At 36.7% G+C, this 15,342-nt stretch carries 14 protein-coding genes; 10 read left to right on the forward strand and 4 right to left on the reverse strand.

Annotation, left to right across the window (positions count from 1 at the left end; all coding sequences use genetic code 11):
* Positions 1–105: 105 nt before the first annotated feature.
* Both ACFSTE_RS17115 and ACFSTE_RS17120 read right to left on the reverse strand, forming a co-directional pair.
* Positions 106–3,015: a sensor histidine kinase gene (locus ACFSTE_RS17115; protein ID WP_378298302.1), complete on the reverse strand. Its 2,910-nt coding sequence runs from the start codon at positions 3,013–3,015 to the stop codon at positions 106–108.
* A complete protein-coding gene (locus ACFSTE_RS17120; RefSeq protein WP_176030445.1) occupies positions 3,012–3,758 on the reverse strand; it encodes a LytR/AlgR family response regulator transcription factor in 747 nt (248 codons plus the stop codon). Before ACFSTE_RS17120 ends, ACFSTE_RS17115 begins: the two co-directional genes overlap by 4 nt.
* Positions 3,759–4,053: 295 nt before the next feature.
* Between ACFSTE_RS17120 and ACFSTE_RS17125 the strand changes: the two genes are divergently transcribed.
* The 10 genes from ACFSTE_RS17125 (at position 4,054) to ACFSTE_RS17170 (ending at position 12,900) form a co-directional block, all read left to right on the forward strand.
* A complete protein-coding gene (locus ACFSTE_RS17125; protein WP_176030444.1) occupies positions 4,054–4,641 on the forward strand; it encodes a hypothetical protein in 588 nt (195 codons plus the stop codon).
* 329 nt (positions 4,642–4,970) lie between these two features.
* Positions 4,971–5,627 (forward strand): DUF2589 domain-containing protein, encoded by a 657-nt coding sequence (locus ACFSTE_RS17130; RefSeq protein WP_176030443.1) that lies wholly within the window; start codon positions 4,971–4,973, stop codon positions 5,625–5,627.
* A gap of 69 nt (positions 5,628–5,696) precedes the next feature.
* On the forward strand, positions 5,697–6,311 hold the full coding sequence (locus ACFSTE_RS17135) for a DUF2589 domain-containing protein (RefSeq protein ID WP_176030442.1): 615 nt from the start codon (positions 5,697–5,699) through the stop codon (positions 6,309–6,311).
* A 14-nt stretch (positions 6,312–6,325) separates the two neighbouring features.
* Positions 6,326–6,526 (forward strand): hypothetical protein, encoded by a 201-nt coding sequence (locus tag ACFSTE_RS17140; RefSeq protein ID WP_176030441.1) that lies wholly within the window; start codon positions 6,326–6,328, stop codon positions 6,524–6,526.
* Complete coding sequence (locus ACFSTE_RS17145) at positions 6,523–6,987, forward strand: DUF2589 domain-containing protein (RefSeq protein WP_176030440.1); 465 nt, start codon at positions 6,523–6,525, stop codon at positions 6,985–6,987. Before ACFSTE_RS17140 ends, ACFSTE_RS17145 begins: the two co-directional genes overlap by 4 nt.
* A 215-nt stretch (positions 6,988–7,202) precedes the next feature.
* Positions 7,203–7,982 (forward strand): hypothetical protein, encoded by a 780-nt coding sequence (locus ACFSTE_RS17150; RefSeq protein ID WP_378254606.1) that lies wholly within the window; start codon positions 7,203–7,205, stop codon positions 7,980–7,982.
* Between the two features lie 35 nt (positions 7,983–8,017).
* On the forward strand, positions 8,018–9,289 hold the full coding sequence (locus tag ACFSTE_RS17155; RefSeq protein ID WP_176030438.1) for a glutamate decarboxylase: 1,272 nt from the start codon (positions 8,018–8,020) through the stop codon (positions 9,287–9,289).
* Positions 9,273–10,355 (forward strand): hypothetical protein, encoded by a 1,083-nt coding sequence (locus ACFSTE_RS17160; RefSeq protein ID WP_378254608.1) that lies wholly within the window; start codon positions 9,273–9,275, stop codon positions 10,353–10,355. Before ACFSTE_RS17155 ends, ACFSTE_RS17160 begins: the two co-directional genes overlap by 17 nt.
* A gap of 12 nt (positions 10,356–10,367) precedes the next feature.
* The gene (locus tag ACFSTE_RS17165; protein WP_378254610.1) at positions 10,368–11,747 is read left to right on the forward strand and encodes a PDC sensor domain-containing protein; all 1,380 of its coding nucleotides are present in this window, start codon (positions 10,368–10,370) and stop codon (positions 11,745–11,747) included.
* A 22-nt stretch (positions 11,748–11,769) separates the two neighbouring features.
* Positions 11,770–12,900 (forward strand): MFS transporter, encoded by a 1,131-nt coding sequence (locus ACFSTE_RS17170; RefSeq protein ID WP_378254612.1) that lies wholly within the window; start codon positions 11,770–11,772, stop codon positions 12,898–12,900.
* Between the two features lie 492 nt (positions 12,901–13,392).
* On the opposite strand, the gene ACFSTE_RS17175 is transcribed toward ACFSTE_RS17170, so the two are convergent.
* Positions 13,393–14,142, reverse strand: a complete 750-nt coding sequence (locus tag ACFSTE_RS17175; RefSeq protein WP_176030434.1) for a LytR/AlgR family response regulator transcription factor — start codon at positions 14,140–14,142, stop codon at positions 13,393–13,395.
* On the reverse strand, positions 14,129–14,824 hold the full coding sequence (locus ACFSTE_RS17180; protein WP_176030433.1) for a sensor histidine kinase: 696 nt from the start codon (positions 14,822–14,824) through the stop codon (positions 14,129–14,131). Before ACFSTE_RS17180 ends, ACFSTE_RS17175 begins: the two co-directional genes overlap by 14 nt.
* Positions 14,825–15,342: the final 518 nt, after the last annotated feature.

Consider the following 15,342-nt stretch of genomic DNA (forward strand, 5'->3'; position numbering starts at 1 on the left):
AGTTTTATAGACACCACCAAAAGGCACAATAGCTCGATGCTTGTCTTGAAATTGAAAATTTGTTTCTAATAAAACCCTCGTAGCTTCCCCCGAGGTAATTTACTGCTAATATCTTTTTTTATAAGGCATTCTAATAATTATTTGCGTTCCGGTAGGCAATTCGCCTTTATAGAGATCAGTAATTGTATATCCGACTCCCATATCGTGTTGTTTATTAAGAATCTGAAGTCGTTTTTTTATAGCATTCAATGCAAAAGACTCATGATGATTCCCCCGGCGATCTAAAATCTCTTTTGCCTTTTTTCTTCCGATCCCATTATCTGTAATGGTACATAGCAATTGATCAGAAAAAGAAAAGATTATGGATAACTTCTTTAATCCGTTTTTATGTAATAATCCATGTAATAAGGCATTTTCTATAAAAGGCTGAATAAGTAAAGAAGGAATACTGAATGCATTTTCTCCTATATCAGCTTTTATTTGATACGCAAAGGTTTCACCAAACCGTAATTTCTCCAGTTTTAAATAGATTTCCAAAAACTCCAGTTCTTTGTCTAGCTCGATAAAATCCTGATTTGAATAATTCAGAGTTCTACGGACTAATTCAGAGAATAACACAATGTAATCATAAGAGTTTTCCGTATCCTCATTGAGAATAAGGTCTTGAATCGAATTCAGCGCATTAAAGATAAAATGAGGATTCATCTGAGATCGTAAGGCGATTAATTGTGTGTCCAATAAGTCTGTTTGCAGAATTTGTTTTTCTAATTTCTCCTGATTTTTTTTCTTCAATAATGAGATGCGATACTTAAAAAAAAGAAAAAATACCAGGCAAAAAAGAAGACTCATACCAGTATAGAACCACCAGGTATTCCAATACGGAGGAGCAATACGAAAAGAGTAGGTAAGTGGGGTACCTGTTGTAATCCCATATTGTGGCTTTATTTCGAAACGATACTTTCCGGGAGGAAGTGATTTATAAGTGATTTTTTTAGAAAGGGCAGCTGTTGTACTCCACTTTTGTTCGAAACCCTCCAGTCTATAAGTAAATGTTCCTTCAGAATGATATGAAACCCCCTTATATGAAGGATAAAACGACAGGTGATTCTTATCATAGCTAAATGTTTCAGAAAGTGTATTGGAGATTTTCTTTCCTGATACAATAATAGAATCTAAGGAAACGGCTATATTGGGGGGTGCTACAGGAAGTTTTTTCAATTCGATAGAGGAAATACTCGAATTGTTACTTAATACCCACAATCGGTCATCACTGACGTTAATATCATTAATATGACCCGTAAGACCTTCTCCTATCCCTATATACGAAAATGTGTGATCAGATAGCGAAATGCGCAGGAGTCCCTCTTCTGTCAGGGCATAGAGTACGTTGTTTTTTATTTTTAGCGTAGATACAGTATTACTGATGAATCCATTTGCTGTTGAATAGGAGTGGATTAGTTTGTTATGCTCAAAAACTAATATCCCATGATCCTGAGTTGCTACCCAGATTTTCCCATCATAAAAAGCAAGTTTATTCGCATTGATACTTTTGTTTTTGTATAGTAATTCTTTGATTTGATGGTGGTCTTCAATGGTAAAGAGTTGAGAAACCGTAGCCAACGCAATCTGTTTGTGGATAGTGTCGTATACCACAGATTTGCATCGGGTGGAAATGGGCATGTATCTGGAAAATATACGATCAGTCTCTTGCCAATCGATATTGTTAAACATCTTTTTTTTACCAAAGATAAGCAAGCCGGAGGAGGATACTACAAGAGCAGTTTGTGGATCGACCCGAAACATATCTTTAATATTGAAGGCACCTAATTTTTTATTTTTGGTAAAAGGAGCATCATAGAGGAGACCCGGATGTTGTTTGTTAATCGAAAAATCAATTACAGGATCGTAGAATATACGATGATAATTTCTTTGGGTACTGGTATCAAGTACAGTAGTTTTATCGTGATGATACAAAACAATTCCCCGATCTCTCTCTGTAGTATAAATGGCATTTTGGGGACTAACAGCGAATCCTCGTATACTGTTATAACGAGCAGTAATAGGGGATGTAATAAAATGTTGGTTTGGAATAACAATAAGCCCTTCTCTGAAGGTTCCTAAGAAAAGTGTTTGGTTTGTCCCTTTGGCTATCGTAGAAATAAAGGTTTTTTTAAAAAAGTGATTCGCAACTACCAGACTGTCATTTCTGAGAAGGATTCTTTGTATACCACTGGTAGCACCTAATGACCAAACGTCTTTGTCATGATATTGAAAACAGAGCTTGGTCGTTTTTTTAGGCAGTATATTGTGTATCGAAGTATCGGATAAGGAAATAATTCCTTTATCCATTGTTTGATTAAACAATCGCCCATTGAGCATAAAAAAATTCCGAAAGTGATTGTTTTTTATTTGGGAATATAGATGAGAGAAATCCCTATAGTGAATTGTACCATCTTTAATGATGAGTGCTTTCTTTTTTGTACTGAGAATATACAAGTCTCCATTGGGAAGCGAATTCATAAGCACTGTATCGTCATTTGATATGTTGAGCACCTCTTTCTTTTCAGAAAGTATAAGCGCTTTTTTAGATACAATCACCAGATTGTTTTGGGAATCAAAAGCGATATGAACCCCATAGGGACCTACATATTCTTTGGGGAGCGAATAATATAGTTCGAGAGAATCATTAACAATCTTAAAAACCTGTCCGCTTAGGTTATTACAAAATACTGCCCCCTGTTTATCTTCAAGCAAATTAAAAAAGGAATTCCCATTTTGATGCATGGCTCTTTTTAGTATGTCGAACTGACCATTCGTATACCTGTAAATCCCCTGGTTCGTAGCGACGTATAATTGTTGGTTACGCGTGTGCAATACAGAATATATATCTGCATTACCGAGTTCTTTTTTTCCAATAATAAAATGATAAGGGTCCTGTCCGAAAATAGTACTGCTTATCAATAAACAGTATATCAGCATACAATAAAAAGAGGGAGTAACTTGTGTTGATGTCATTGTATAACCTCTTGGAATTCAGTAAGCTTAGCTCTTGATACTTTAACCTGTAAATCACTGTTTAGTAATGAAATAATAAGTTTACTTTTATGTAAGGATACTACATGCTTTAAGTGCACAATCCAGGTTCGGTGAGATCGAAAAAAACAATGATCATCAGGGAATAGAGAATCGAAATACTTTAGGTTTTTACTGGTAGTGATTACCTTATCCTGCACCAAATGAATTTTGCTATAAGCTCCATCTGCTTCTATTGCCAGAATATCTTCAATAGGAATGACACGTCTGTTTCCTAATTCGGGAATAATAATTTGTTTAAATTCTTTTTTCTTAATGGTGCTTAATAATAATTGATAATCAGCCAGTTTTTTTCGAATACTAATTTTAGCTTCTAATTTTTGTACAGCCGTTATTAATCGGTTTCTGTCAATTGGTTTTACCAGATAGTCTATCGCATTTAGTTCGAATGCTTTGATCGCGTATTGATCATAAGCGGTTACAAAAATAATTTCAAAATCAATGGTATCAAAAAAGGAAGCGATCTCATACCCGGCATAATTAGGCATTTGTACATCTAGGAATACAACATCAGGTGACTTATCATTGATTTCCTGTATCGCCTCTGTAAGCGAAGCACATTGGGCGACTATTTTAATAGTCGTTGTATATCGTTTTAGTAGCTGTGTCAGCACATTGCGTGCTCTTTCTTCATCATCTACAACAATTGCATTAAAAGATCCCATAAAAGTAAATATACGGAGATCCTTTCGGATGCAAAAAAAGAGTTTGTGAATACGAAAAAGAGCTCGTGAACAGCAAGTACTTAGGTCGATTTTTATGGGGACTGTTAATAAGGAGGGTACCCGAAACTTGCCTTGAAATTGAAAATTTGTTTCCGGAGAATACCTCGGGGTAGTTTCTTTATAGCAGCAAATAGGTTGTTTATATCCATCGCTATTCGGTTCATACCATTTCAGCCATAATCCGCCTGGGCTTGCCACTACATTCGTAAGTGTAAAACCATAAAACGATATAGAAATGCAATTTGCCTTAGAACGAATACAAGAAGTACTGGATATCAAAGGATATCAGTTTTTTGACGACGGGAAACCATTCACAGTAAACATCATCGGCGTGCGTAGCGAGCAGTTAATCGCTAATTCATTTGATGACTGGTTATATCTGATTTACAAAGACGAAAATGGAGCAGCACAAATACATGAATTTCCAATCACTACAGATCCGGGAACTTATTGGTTACAACACCCTATGAATGTAAATGGAACCGCTATCGTTGTTCCGGGGCAATATATCAATATCTATGAGGTAGGGTTGCATCAGGGAAAATACGAAGCCCTGAAACAAAAACGACCTATAAAGATTTGGAGAGATAATACCAAAGACAATAAGATAGATCAAGGCGGAACGATTTATGAAGGAGTTTTTGGGATTAATATTCACCGTAGTAATGCTAAAACAGCCTCTACAGTCGTAGAAAAATGGTCTGCTGGTTGTCAGGTATTTAAAAAGGCATCAGATTTTAATTTCTTCATGGAAATTTGCAAAAAATCTGCTCATAAGCAATACTCATACACTCTGTTAGAAGAAAGTGATTTTTCACATTAAGATAAAGGGGGATTTTTGCAACTATCATTTGTTTTCTGAAATATGCTGGAAATTGTTAAGAAGCTATTAGTCTAACTTGGCAGAAGTTTTCTGGATATTATTTATAGAGATTAATAGCGTAGTAACAATATAGCTAACAGTTACGAATATAGTAAAGCAACAGTCTATCCCCCCTTTTTTCTATAGCGATACGCTCAGACTTTTCGATGTTGTACCATTCTGTAGATGGAATCGTACCGGTCTGTACTTTTTAATCCAGCATCGAATGTAGAGAATATAGCTATCAGAAAGGATTCAATTATTTCACAAATTAATTAAAACAAAAAATTATGTCGAAGAACTTAGTCTCTATGGCGCAGCAATTTTCCGGGTTACCTATGGATTCCTTAATAGGAGGACCGTTGAATGCAGCTGCAAAAGCAAATGCGAACATGGCATTAACACAAACCAAATTTTTATTGGATACGTGTTTCTCAAAAGAAAAAGATGGGGATAATTACAAGCCCATTATGATCAGTATGGAATTGGAACGAGGGGTATTAACTCCTGCTGTATTAAAGGAAGATGGTACAGTAGATACGCCGGCACAAGTTGATACTGTGGTAACCAAGTTCAATTTGCCAATACTAACGATTATTCCATTAAACTCATTAGCAGTGGAAACGGTAGATATAGGGTTCGAAATGGAAGTGAAATCTAGTTATGGAGAAGAAGAGTCAGAGTCTTCTACTCAGAAAAAATCAGGAGAAGTAAGTTTCGAAGCTAAAGTAGGATATGGATGTTTCTCTGCTACAATTCAGGGATCTGCCAGTTACTCTAGTGAAGATACCAAATCCAGAAACTCTCACTACGAGAAGAGCAACTCTGCCAAGTATACAGTAGGCGTACATGCAGGTCAGTTGCCATTACCTAAAGGGGTTACGACCATCATTCAGGCGTTTTCTAATGCTATTGAACCAATTGAATTACCTGCTACTAAAGCATAATCATAGCTGTGTAAAAGAGGTTCGGTGGGAACCGTGCCTCTTTTCTCAACATATTAACACATAAATCATATGGCAAAGAAAACACCAAATAATAGTCAGGGGATTGCAATAGAGCAATTATTAGCGGCTCCATTTGTAGCTGCAGCCAGTGCTAATGCTGCTATGGCTAAAAAACAAACTGCTTTTTTGATGGATACTTGTTTTGATGTGGAGAATGATGATGGGTTTGGAGAAGATGTATATCATCCCAAAATGATTAGCATGACCATCACTAAGAATACACTTTTGTCAGATAAGGAAGAGAAAGGAACGCCCAAAATGGAACAAGTTACCTCTACATTTCAGGTTCCATTACTGACATTGATTCCGTTTAATTCATTGTCGGTAAAAGAAGTCAATGTAAAATTTGATTTGGAAATCATATCCCAAAATGATGAATCTGTTACGACTACTAAAAAAGGGGAAAAGGGGAAAGATGAAGCACAGCTAAAAGGTGCTGTGAGCTATGACTCGAGTACTAAAGAACAAAATCAATATCAAAGGCGCAATGCATCAAAGTTGTCTGTAGAGATGAATGCAGGAACCTTACCCTTACCAGTAGGATTTACAGCATTATTAGACTTATATACCAAGAATATCAGCTCGAGTTCATTGGAGCGAAAAGCAATAACAGCCAATAAATAAAACCAAGAAATATCATGTTTGAACAACGTATCAATTGTCCGAATTGCGGAACCCCTATACCCTTTGATGTACACATCCTGTTGCAGGGGAAAGGATTTACCTGTAGTGGGTGTAATGCAAGTATAAAGTTATCCCGGGAGAGTAAGGATACTGTAGCCTCCTCCATGGAAGAATTCGATAAAATAAAGAAAAACTCATTTAAAACTGCACCATGATTAAATTAAAGAAACTAGTAGAAGCTATCAATGATGCAGCTGAGATCGCCAATGCGACCTTAGCAAACTCTCAGGATCAGGTCATCAATGATTTTTTTGATCAGGATGAAGAAACAGAACGATATACCGCCAAAACAGTAAGTATTAATTACCCCAGGACAACCACAGACGGTACCGTATCCGAGCATATTGTAGAAGTTCCTTTGCTGACAGTGGTGCCTATTTCATCTGCCAGAATTGAAGAATTAAGATTCACGACCAACTTAGATATTGCTATTGAGAATGATGAGCTCCTGGTAAGCTTTAGTAATAAATCAGCAGAAAATTCAGAGTGGAATACCAGTACCAAACAACCTTCAGCAAAATTAGATTTAGTCATCAAACCTCAGGAAAATACAGAAGGGTTGAATAAGTTGATCGAGGGGTATGAGAAAGCCCTGCGAGCTCAGATACCTGGTTAGAAAAGAGATTGTATATCTTTTGAAAATCAACAAAATATCCTTTGTTTCTTACAGTATCACTTCATTGTTGTCTATCCGTAACAGTATGTATACACACCATGTATTTCGCTGAGTAGTGTACCTGTGTATGATATGAAATTGCTACAGTAAAAGAAGCATGTTCCCAACTCCACAACCGCAAAAAAACAACGAAATAAACGATTAAAACCATGGTCATGAATAAACCAACCTACCTAAGTTATTTTCTTTTGTGGGTAGCTTGTCCTTCCGTATTGATGGGGCAGGACACTATCCCTATTGAAATCCCAAAAGAAACCCCCATGATATCAAAAATATCAGATACCCCGACAAAAGAACCCCCCAGTGTATTGGATTTTCAGCTATATGTAACGTCTAATTATATATGGAGGGATATTGTAACAGATTATGAAGCCATACAGCCCAGTACTACCTATACATTATATGATACCGGATTGTCACTTAATATCTGGACGAGTTTTGGAATAAAGTCTACTACCCATAATCTGGAAACCTCAGTTACGATGAGTTATCAAAATGAAATCGCCAGAAACATTTCTTTTTCCATCGGTGGGGTGTATTATTATGCGCCTGCTGATAGTGCTTTGGGAGTGGAGTACAATACCAATTTTTATGAAGTTACAGCAGGGATCGGTTATACGAAATACCTCAATCCATACCTACAGATTTATGTTAATAATAAAGAAGAGATCTATACCATTCTTACGGTAAACGAAACACTCTTCAAAAAGAAAGGGAAATATATAGATTTGAGTGGAAGTGTAGCCTATCGCAGTAATACTGTATCTATTGAGGGGATACCAGCTACTGATGGGTTTAGAGATGCTACGCTGAGATTAGCAGCACATACAACATTGCATAAAAAGGCAGTTGTTTCTTTTTCTTTAGGAACCACCTATATCATTGCAGAAAAGACCACTCATTATCAGGCAGGATGCAACCTGAGTTTACAGTAATTAACATCATAACCTAACTTAACCTTGTTTGATCTATGCAAAATAATAACACGCCGTATGAAAAAATACATGTGCTTCAGGAAGGAATCCCTGCCTATGAAGCACTGGAACGAATATCAAAAGAATTAGAAAAAGATGGATTACCTAATTATGATCTGGGAAGTTATACAGCTATAGAAATGCCTGCTGAGGCAAAGTTACTTATACAACTCACTCTGGGAAAGAATATGATTAATAAAAATGAGTATTCACAAACGACCATTATTCATGAACGTCTGGTTAAAATTATAGGGAATTTATTACATGTACCCGATGAGAATGATATTTGCGGAAGTTCTACCACAGGCTCTTCTGAAGCGATTTTTATGGCGTTACTGGCTGCTAAATGGAGATGGAAACAAAATGGAAATCAAGGAGATCCTAATTTGGTACTCTGTAGCAATGCACATATATCTTGGCATAAATCTGCCCGGTTTTTAGATATCCAGGTTAGGGAAGTCCCCCTTCATATTGTTAATGAATATCCGATAGAAGCCGTGAGAGCCTCTATTGATGAAAATACCATAGGAGTAGTGGCAGTTCTGGGATGCACCTATGTAGGATTTTGTGACCCGATTGTGCAAATCAATGAGATGCTGGAGGCAGTTAATACGCAATACGGATGGGATGTAGGAATTCATGTAGATGCAGCCATCGGAGGGTTTGTATATCCATTTGTAGCACATTTACAAAAAGTACGATGGGACTTCAGGTTACCCCTTGTAAAGTCGATAAACCTTTCCGGACATAAGTACGGTTTGGTATATCCCGGCTTGGGATGGCTTTTGTTTAGAGACCAAAACTGTTTCCCCGAAGAACTAAAAACTACTGCAGAATACCTCTATGGGGTATCAAAATCTTTTACGGTAAGCTTTTCCCGTTCATCTTCCCTGATTATAGCCCAGCAATTCTGCTTTTTGCATTATGGAATGAATGGGTATAAGAATATTATAGAAAACTGTTTGTGGAATGCCGAGATTCTGACAGAAGCCATTCAAAAATGCAATTTCCTGCAACTGGTGTCAGAAAGTACCTTACCCATAGTAGCATTTAAGTTTACAGAAGAACCCTCTTTCCCTTTAGTGATCTATACTGAGTTATTAAGAAAGCGAAAGTGGATGTTACCCTATTATAAACTCTCTGGGGAATTAGAAGATACGGTGATGCGAATTGTCATCAGAAAAGATATGACACTGGAGATGATTTTTCGATTAGTAGAAGATCTGGAAGAATGTTATAAAATCGTAAAAAATGAATACACTACTTGATCATATAGTACGGAGCTGTTTCGTATGGTTTTCGGTTTTATTGTTTGGTATATTGACTGTTTATGGAAATGATAAGCCGGATGATGCAGACGGATTAATAACGCATCCTGAGTTAGCGGGTATTCCAAAAACGCCGGTAGCGATGGATGTCAAGATACAGGTGAATAAGATTTATGGGATTAATACCGTAGACGAAACCTATAGTGTTGATGGATATTTTGTAGCAAGCTGGTATAATGATGCTTTTGATAAAGCTGCTCAGGATATACGAATTTATGAAAATAACAATGCTGATGAGATTATTGGAAAGTTGATATGGATCCCTGCATTTGAGTTTATTAATGTAATCGGAAACCGCAATGTATCCAACAAACAGATTATCATTCATCCCAATGGGAAAATCACATATAATGAACGGTTTAATGCGGTTTTTACGACAGAGATGAACTTTAGGAAATTTCCTTTTGACAGCCAGAAATTTGTCGTACAGTTAGAGGGCTTCTCTTATGATACCAATACTCTTTTCTTTTCAGAAGTAACCCCGGAGCTGTATTATACGCAAGGTGAGATCACCGAAGAATGGAAGATCACAGGTAAAAAAGCATTTATCAGTGCTCATAAATATTCTCATTTAAATGAAAAAGATCCTATTAGTTTTTCCAGATATAATATAGAAATTACAGCTACGCGCTCGGTAGTCTATTATTTTTGGCAGTTCATTTTTCCATTATTTCTTATTATCAGTATATCGTGGTCTGTTTTCTGGATTAAAAGTATGTCTGATCAACTAGCGACCAGTTTTACCCTGATGTTAACTCTGGTAGCTTTTAACTTCAATGCCTCGAGCATACTGCCTAATTTGCCGTATAGAACCTTTATAGAATCACTGATTACTCTGGGGTATCTGAGCATATTCATCAATCTGGTAATGATTGTCATAGGGAACTCTATCCTGAAGAAAAAATCCAAGGCATCGTATAAAAATCTGATGCGCTACTGTCGCTATATATTCCCCATTGCATTTTTTGTGCTTACGATACTACAAGCTATTGCATTTTTATATTAAAAAACGAATCCTATGAATACGCATAAAATAATGGCCCATATCAGACCCAAAACAGAAGCAATTACAACTGCTTTTATCGTAGTAGTACTCATCTTTTTCTCTACTTACCTTACCTACCTGAAATCTATTGAAGCTTTAGAAGCAGAGATCAAAATCGGGCTAAAATCAAATGTAGAAGCAGCAGCTACTACCATTGACGGAGATAAACACCAATTATTTAATAAACACACTGACAGAAGCGATAGTCTGTTTATAGCACATAATGATCCGCTGGAAAAGATTCGAGCAGCGTCTAAAGACATCCGCTATATATATACCACGGTACTTAAGGATGATGAGGTGTATTTTGTACTGAACCCCAGTCCACAGGATGATAATGATAATGATGGGGTACCGGATCAGGCACCAGCTCTAATGGACCCGTATACAGATCCTGCTCCGGAGTTATTGACAGCCCTAAAAGAACAAACCACAACTGTTTCGAATGCCTATCAGGATGAATGGGGGATTTTTATCAGTGGATACGCGCCATTTTATGATTCTAAAGGCACTTTTGTAGGTGTATTGGGAATGGATCTGGAATTAAATAACTTTTACAAGCGTTTGGAACCTATTAATATTGCATTCGAAAAGTCTGCAGTCATTATTCTTTTTATAGGATTAATCATAGGGTTGTTAATCTTGTATATTCGTAAGCATACACAGAAAACTCTTGATAATAGTCAACTGTATATTCAGACAGTGGACCAGTTACATCATACGATACGAGAAGTGAACTCAGAAAGTATAGCAGTACTAAAGAAAATCAATAATAGGTTGTTGTATAGAGGAGCCCAAAAGGAGAAGTATCAAAAACAATTGTACAACTGGATTACCCATGTAATAGCCTATAAAGAGAGTAAGCAGGAGCAAGCCGCTGTATTAATCGGGTATGAGAATTTTGATCTCGATGACTTGTTTTCAGGTCTTGTATTAGAAATGAGTACACGACAGATAGTATTAGAGATCAGTCAGGAAACAAAAATGCCGAGTAGGGTATACGGTCCTTCCGTTATCTATTGCCAGGAATTAGTAGCGAAGCTCATTGCCTTTGTAGCCGATAATGGCTGTTCTAATACGATACGGATGAAAATAGGTATGATAGAAGAAGATATTACCCATATCAAGCTAAACTGTCGTATTGAAGGAAGGTATACAGAAAACTTTGCGGCATATTTTAGAAATTACCATCACCCCGCTATTGATAGCAACAGTCATAGCAATGCCCGGGAGTTTGATCTAGCCACCCTAATAAATCAACTAGGACGATATCATATGGTCGTCATTCCATTAACAACATCTGATGTTTCGGGAATCGTACTGCAAATGCATTTGGAAAAACACAAAGAATAACCCTTTTTTTAAAAATAATCTTATGTCTGGTAGAATTATTCCTGTAATTATTATCATATCCACCTTCTGTGTTCAGGTAAGCTCGGGTATAAACTATATTATTTTTCCTTTGACCATGCAGGCACAAAACTATACGACCACATGGATAGGAATTGTGATGTCTTTTGAGATTTTAGCCACCCTCCTTTTGTTTAAGCATGTGTCTCTGGCTGTACGAAAATTAGGGATTACTCAAACAATTGTTGGCGCCTCTATGATTCGGATGTTTTGTATCTATTTTCTGGGAATGAATGAAAGCTTTATAGGATGGTTGTTAGGGGTTTTTATGTATGGATTGGCAACTAGTATGTTGTTAGTTGTAATACAGACCTGGTTAAACCTGATGGCAAAAGGAAAGTTAAAAGGACTTTTTCTGGGACTTTATTCAGCATCCTTATCATTAGGGATAGCCTCTGGTCCGGTAGTATTACAATTTATAGATGATATGAATGTACGTTTCCTTCTCAATAGCATGCTTCCGGTTATTCCGATTTTTTTGCTGATTGGGATTCGGCAAAAACCAAGCATTCATACCGATACCACGATCCGTCTCGGATTTATTTTTAAATATGCCAAAATCGTAATGCTGTCAGCACTTTTGGGGGGCGTTTGCTTTTTTGGATTGCCTTCTTTTTTAACCATCTATGGTGTAGCGAATGGTTTATCTTACAGCGAGTCCTCCTTATTAGTGACCATGTTTATGATTGGGAGTGTCAGTATTGGAACTTTAGTCAGTTCCTTATCTGTATTTATCGATCGTATTCGCATTATATATGCTTGTGTATTTATCTCCGTAATCTGTGCGGTGTTTCTGGCTCTGGCTGTATATGCCAGTTTGGGAGTGGCACTGATTATGCTGATTATCTGGGGAGGATGTATGGGAGGAATTTACGCCACCGGTTTAGGTTATATCGGTAAGGTCTTTAGGAAAGAAGATCAGATATCAGCCAATGCTTCCTTTGTTTTTATGGATGCACTGGGAGGATTTTTAGGGGTTTGTATTATAGGAAGCAGTATGGATCTTATAGGAAAAGAAGGATTGACATATACGATTGTCATTGCAGCCACTCTGTATTTGATCTTTATCACCAAGCGCTCAATTAGTAATTTATAGATGGAATCAATACGATGACACATAACATATAAAAACGGGAAGAAAACCTTCCCGTTTCTTATGTAATATCCTAGCTTCATATAGCTCAGAACCTATTCTGATTAAACCTTTAGAGGGCTGCCAGAAGGAATAAATAACCAGATACGTATAGAAATATCTCGTGGTCTTTTTCCGAGAGAGGATACTTCTTAGTATAGGAACTCATATCCTTAAACCGAGGGGGGGTCAATAATGGTAACCCGGATTCTGTATTAGAAAATATAGTACGGACCTAAACTATTTCAAAATAGGTGACTGTATAATGTATCATATGATCGAACTTCATAACGAAGTGCTAATGCATAATCCGGGTTTACAATGCGGAGCACTGCGGAGGTTGTGTTACAGATAAAAGGGATAAGAATGAGAAAAAGTAATTTATTCAGTCAGTTTACTAAAACAGAAAAATTAGTTTTCTTAGCCAGGACATTCAAAATATAAATGATATTGTCATTATGTTAGGATTTCATAATGCCGAACAAACTCCTGCCGATATTGCCTGCCCAGAGTAATATTTGCTTTGTTTTGCAATACGATGAGGTTGTCCGATAAAAATACCCGCTCGATTTTATCCATATTAATTACGTAATTGCGATGTACCCTGATAAAATTAGGGGTGTTTATTTTGGCAAGAAATTGTTTTAATGACAGTTGAATAATAAATCGTTCCTGGGCGGTTTTAATACTGCTATATCGATCTTCTACTTCGATACAGTAAATATCAGATAATTTTACTTTGATCAGAATGTTGTTTTTTTTGATAAAAAAAGTTTTATCAATTAATAAAGAAGCATACGGTGCTGTTATAAATGTATTAGGAGTGTTGGCGAATTTTTCCAATGCTAACTCCAATGCGTATTGTAACTGTAGTTCATTGAATGGTTTTAGAAGGTAGCCATATGGGTGGGTTAGTTTGGCAGTATCAAATACCAGCTTAGAAGTAGAACTGGTCAAAAAGACAAAAGGTTTAATCGCTTCCGGGTGCTTGGAAATGATTTCAGCAAATTTGATGCCTTTAGGCTTTCCTCCCAGAAAAATATCAATAATAACCAGATCGATTTCTGAAGAAAAATACAAATGAGTAGCTTCTTGTAATGAAGAGGTAATGGCTACCACATTGTATTGTAGTTGTACTAAGCATGTTTCCAGAATTTCTGCCTCAAAAGGGTCGTCTTCAATGATGAGAATATTAATTTTTGACATGATTGTGTGATTTTAATGTTGGTATCGTTAGTATGATGGTGGTTCCGATATGTTTCTTGCTTTCTATTGTAATAGAAGCTCCGTTTTTGTGTAATAACTGTTTGCATAACTGAAACCCGATCCCCATACTATTTTTCTTTTCAGGATGTTCTTGTACGCGTTCCTGAGTATGTAATAGTTTGTGTACGGTATCTGATTCCATGCCTTCTCCGTAGTCTCGGATCGTGAACTTGCAATACTCCATAGTACTGATATAGGAAGCTACAATCCGGATGGTTCCTTTCTGAAAAGAATACTTGAGGGCATTGTCTATAAAGTTTTGAAAAATAACTTTATAAGAATGCAGATCTCCATGGATATAGATGTCTTTAGGGATATTTTTATGAATGCGAATCTCTTTGTTTGTGATTTTCATCCGGAAATCATGAAGTACCTGATCAATAAGGGCATTGCCATGAATATGTTCTTTTTGAAACAGTAGCTGATTACTTTGCAGCATTGTCCAGTTGAGCATATTATCCATAAACTGATAGGTGTGCTGATTCATAGTGATTCCCTGGTGTAGGGTATCAGTAAGTTTGTTGTATTCTTTGTGATCTGCCAGTTGTATGGCACGCCTCCAGAGATGGGTTAACTGGTATAGAGGGGATCTCAGGTCATGAGCCACCATCATCAGCATCATATCTTTTTGTTGATTCGCTTCTGCCAGGGCTTTATTCTTTTTATATAAAGCTCTTCTTTGCTGTAGCAGTTTATAGCAATAACAAAAATTGATAAGACTAAGAAAGGAGAGTATTATAAAACCGATAAGAATATAAATTAGAATTAATCAACTACATCTTTTATATATCCCTTATACAATTTTCCCAGTTGTATGTTTTCAGAAGGGTATTGATTACTAAAAAGTACCGTGACCCGTTTGCAGATCTCGATATTCGTTGTATCCTTTATCCCCTGGCTATTGTTTGTACATTACTTAGGAATATCTTTTGGGGAGTATTCCCTCAGACAGAGGCTAAAACTTAGCACCCTTCTGTTTCATTGTAAGCAAACATTAAAAAGTCAGGGGTCTCGGGCTAAGCACTCAAGGTGTCCCAAGAAAACCACTATAGAATATTTCAATACCAGTGTCGGAGCATTTACATCTTACTTAGTGAGTAAAAATATGGATAAAACGTAGAGTGTATATGGGTGAAAATA

This window comes from Aquimarina hainanensis (assembly GCF_042684685.1).
In the GTDB taxonomy this organism is placed as follows: Bacteria; Bacteroidota; Bacteroidia; order Flavobacteriales; family Flavobacteriaceae; genus Aquimarina; species Aquimarina hainanensis.

Coding starts and splice junctions, on each gene's coding strand:
- ACFSTE_RS17155 (WP_176030438.1), top strand. CDS start 8,018: ATGCAAAATAATAACACGCCGTATGAAAAAATACATGTGCTTCAGGAA.
- ACFSTE_RS17165 (WP_378254610.1), top strand. CDS start 10,368: ATGAATACGCATAAAATAATGGCCCATATCAGACCCAAAACAGAAGCA.
- ACFSTE_RS17160 (WP_378254608.1), top strand. CDS start 9,273: ATGAATACACTACTTGATCATATAGTACGGAGCTGTTTCGTATGGTTT.
- ACFSTE_RS17140 (WP_176030441.1), top strand. CDS start 6,326: ATGTTTGAACAACGTATCAATTGTCCGAATTGCGGAACCCCTATACCC.
- ACFSTE_RS17130 (WP_176030443.1), top strand. CDS start 4,971: ATGTCGAAGAACTTAGTCTCTATGGCGCAGCAATTTTCCGGGTTACCT.
- ACFSTE_RS17145 (WP_176030440.1), top strand. CDS start 6,523: ATGATTAAATTAAAGAAACTAGTAGAAGCTATCAATGATGCAGCTGAG.
- ACFSTE_RS17125 (WP_176030444.1), top strand. CDS start 4,054: ATGCAATTTGCCTTAGAACGAATACAAGAAGTACTGGATATCAAAGGA.
- ACFSTE_RS17120 (WP_176030445.1), bottom strand. CDS start 3,758: ATGGGATCTTTTAATGCAATTGTTGTAGATGATGAAGAAAGAGCACGC.
- ACFSTE_RS17175 (WP_176030434.1), bottom strand. CDS start 14,142: ATGTCAAAAATTAATATTCTCATCATTGAAGACGACCCTTTTGAGGCA.
- ACFSTE_RS17170 (WP_378254612.1), top strand. CDS start 11,770: ATGTCTGGTAGAATTATTCCTGTAATTATTATCATATCCACCTTCTGT.
- ACFSTE_RS17150 (WP_378254606.1), top strand. CDS start 7,203: ATGAATAAACCAACCTACCTAAGTTATTTTCTTTTGTGGGTAGCTTGT.
- ACFSTE_RS17180 (WP_176030433.1), bottom strand. CDS start 14,824: ATGATGCTGATGATGGTGGCTCATGACCTGAGATCCCCTCTATACCAG.
- ACFSTE_RS17115 (WP_378298302.1), bottom strand. CDS start 3,015: ATGACATCAACACAAGTTACTCCCTCTTTTTATTGTATGCTGATATAC.
- ACFSTE_RS17135 (WP_176030442.1), top strand. CDS start 5,697: ATGGCAAAGAAAACACCAAATAATAGTCAGGGGATTGCAATAGAGCAA.